The organism is Arthrobacter sp. E70 (assembly GCF_058266945.1).
In genome coordinates this window covers 1-286 of sequence record NZ_JBYQFR010000049.1, presented here as the reverse complement: position 1 = coordinate 286, position 286 = coordinate 1, and the positions used below count along the sequence as shown (strand labels likewise).

The 286-nt window shown below is 59.4% G+C and carries 1 protein-coding gene; it reads right to left on the bottom strand.

The genetic code is table 11. The annotated features are described in order from the left end of the window. On the bottom strand, nucleotides 1–189 hold a 189-nt coding region (locus AC3IMC_RS20485), incomplete at its 3' end, for a helix-turn-helix domain-containing protein (protein WP_490920731.1). Nucleotides 190–286 lie beyond the last annotated feature (97 nt).

Genomic DNA, 286 nt, shown 5'->3' with positions numbered 1-286 from the left:
TCTCGGTCTGGAGCTGCGGTCTTCAAGGCCGTCCCAGCCATGGGCCCGGTACCGGCTGATCCAGCGGTGGGCGCAGGTCCTTGAGATACCCATTTCCTTGGCGACATGGGCCACAGGACGGCCGGCAAGGACGCGCTCGATGATGATGCGCCTACCGTTCGGAGTCAGTCGGGCATTACGGTGGGACATGAAGACCTCTTAGTCGTTGGCTGTGTGTGGTAACCACCAACCTAAGAGGTCTTCACCTATTCACGCTGTAACCAACGTCCTGACCCAGTACAGCTAG